General features: G+C 42.8%; 1 protein-coding gene. It reads left to right on the plus strand.

Annotated features, from left to right (window positions below; all coding sequences use genetic code 11):
• Nucleotides 1–3,163 (plus strand): Ig-like domain-containing protein (locus D7V20_RS18785; protein WP_235831675.1); only part of this gene is annotated, 3,163 nt, incomplete at both ends.

Below are 3,163 nucleotides of genomic sequence, written 5' to 3' on the forward strand. Positions count from 1 at the left end.
GGATGATACCCGTCCAGAATACACAGGCAAGGCAACGACAGATGTTGAGCATGTCAATATCTATGACAATGGTGGATTGATTGGTACAGCGACAGTACAAGCTGACGGTACGTGGACATTTACACCAGAGAATCCATTAACATCAGGTCCACATGAGTTTACTGCTAAGCCTGTAGATAAAGCAGGTAATGAAGGTAATCCAATATCTGCAACATCATTCACAATTATTGGTGAACCACCGCAAGAGCCTGCAATTACTCAAGTTCAGGATGACTTTGGTGCAATTGTTGGAGACTTGCAAAAAGCACAGACTACAGATGATAAAACCCCAACGGTAAGTGGTACTGGTCAAGCAGGTTCGGTTGTACATGTGTTTGTCGATGGTACAGAAGTAGGTTCAACGACTGTAAATCCAGACAAGACTTGGTCAATCACATTGCCTGATCTTGGTGCAGACGGTGAAAAGAAGATTACCGCAAATGCCACAGATGGTGCTGGACAAGTTAGTACAACAACAGATGCTTACCCAATTGTATTGGATACAACCGTACCAACAAATCCAGGATTTATAGCAAATGATGATGTTGGGTCATACACGGGTCCTATTAATAATGGTGATGTAACAGATGACACAGTACCGACATTAACAGGTACAGGTGCACCAGGTGATGTTGTTAAAGTTTATGACAATGGTGCGCCGATCGGTTCGGCTATCGTAGATTCAACAGGTCATTGGACGTTCACCCCGTCACCAGAACTTGCAAATGGTCCGCATGAATTACAAACAACACATACAGATGCTGCTGGTAATGAAAGTGCGAAAAGTGATCCATTATCGTTCACTGTAGATACAGGTGTTCCGGTCATTAAAATTGAATCGGTAACAGATAATGTCGGTGTGACGGAAGCTGTTGTTAGAAATGGATTGACCAACGATAACACGCCAACATTTGCAGGTACGACTAATCCAAATCAGCTTGTGATTATCACGGATAAAGCAGGAACACCGATTACTTCTGTAACAGCTGATGCAACAGGAAAATGGTCGATTGATTTACCTCAACAAGTTGACGGAGTGCATGATTATATTGCAAAGGTTACCTTGCCAAATGGTCAAGCAGCTTCAGATAGTTTTACGCTAAATATTGATACTCAAGCACCGTTAAAACCTGTTTTTGAAGCAAATGATGATGTAGGTCCAAATCAAGCTGCTCTTAGCTCTGGTGATGTAACAGATGATGCGACGCCAACATTAACAGGTACAGGGCAAGCTGGTGATAAAGTCACCATTTATGATAATGGTCAGCCGATAGGAACAACCACGGTTAAGCCAGATGGGACATGGACATATACGCCAACAACACCATTAGCTGAAGGTCCACATTCGCTTGAAGTAACCCATACTGATCCTGCTGGGAATGAAAGCCTGAAAAGTGATCCACTCGATATTCAGGTGGATACTAGCACTGTTGATATTACCATTGATGGTATTCGCGATGATCAATTACCTGTAATAGAAACCGTGGCTAAAGGTGGAATCACTAATGATCAAACACCGATCATTTTTGGTACAACTAAACCTGATTCACTCGTTACGATTCATGATTCAAATGGTCAAGCGATTGGATCAACAATTGCTGATGGGTCTGGTCAATGGTCAGTAACATTGCCAACACAACCAGAAGGACACCGTGAATATACGGCTGTCGCTGAGTTACCAAGTGGGCAAACGGCTGAAGCTAAAGTTGATTTTACAATTGATGTAACATCACCAACTCAACCAAGTTTTGTCGCAACTGATGATGTTGCTCCGAGTATTGGTGATATTGATTCAGGTGATACAACCGATGATACTACGCCAACGTTAACAGGTACGGGTCAAGCAGGAGATACGGTTACTATTTATGATAATGGTCAACCTCTAGGCACAACTACCGTAAAACCTGATGGGACATGGACATATACACCAACAACCCCATTAACGGAAGGACCACATTTGCTTGAAGTGACACAAACAGATCCTGCTGGAAATGAAAGCGATAAGAGTGAGCCTTTAGACTTTACTGTAAGCACAACTGTAGCAGCGGTTAATATTGAAACTGCGATAGACAACAAAGCACCTAAGACGGGACCAATCAGTGATGGTGGATTAACCAATGATGACACCCCAATACTTTCAGGGACTGCAACTGCAAATCAAGTGGTCATAATTAAAGATCAAACGGATACAGTTATTGGATCAGTCACTGCGAATGCAACAGGTCAATGGTCAATTGAACTCCCTCAACAGGTTGATGGTGCACATACTTATACTGCATCTGTGACGCTGGCAAATGGTAGTACAGCACAATCACAATATAGTTTGGAAATAGATGCAACAAAACCAAGTCAGTTAACGATTGATTCTGTATCCGATGATGTTGGTGTTGTACAAGGCTTATTAGTATCTGGTGATTCTACAGATGATAAAACACCGACTCTAGAAGGTACTGCTGAAGCAGGGAATGTGGTTACTATTTATGATGAAGGTAAACCAGTGGGTTCTGTTACAGCAGGTCCAAATGGCCATTGGAATTATACGATTCCAGCGCCAGGTTTGACTGAAGGTTCACATAACTTAACAGTAACGCAAACAGACCCTGCTGGAAATGTTAGCCAACCTTCTGATCCTTTCAATGTCATTGTCGATATAACAGCTCCGACGATTACAGCTGAAATTACAGGTATTACCGAAGATTCAGGTCTTGCAAATGACTTTTTGACTAATGATCCAAGTCTAGTGATTAGTGGAACAGTATCAGATGCGACACAATTGCAAGTAGGTGATAAAGTTCAGGTTCGTATAGATGGCGGAGTGTGGAAAGACGCAACGCTAAATGCAGACGGAACGTGGAGTTTAGATAATACTGCAAATGTATTGGCTGATGGTAAGCATGTCATCGATGCTCGTGTGATTGATAAAGCAGGTAATTATACTGCGCCATCAAGCAAAGAAGTGACTATTGATAGTGCTGCTTCTGCAGCCCCAACCTTGGACAACATCAACGATGACGTTGCCCCAGTGACAGGCAGTATTGGAGAAGGAGACACCACCAATGACGCACGCCCTGAACTGACAGGAACAGGTGAAGCAGGCAATAGCATTAGCATCTATGACAATGGC

The organism is Acinetobacter rongchengensis, from assembly GCF_003611475.1.
GTDB lineage: Bacteria > Pseudomonadota > Gammaproteobacteria > Pseudomonadales > Moraxellaceae > Acinetobacter > Acinetobacter rongchengensis.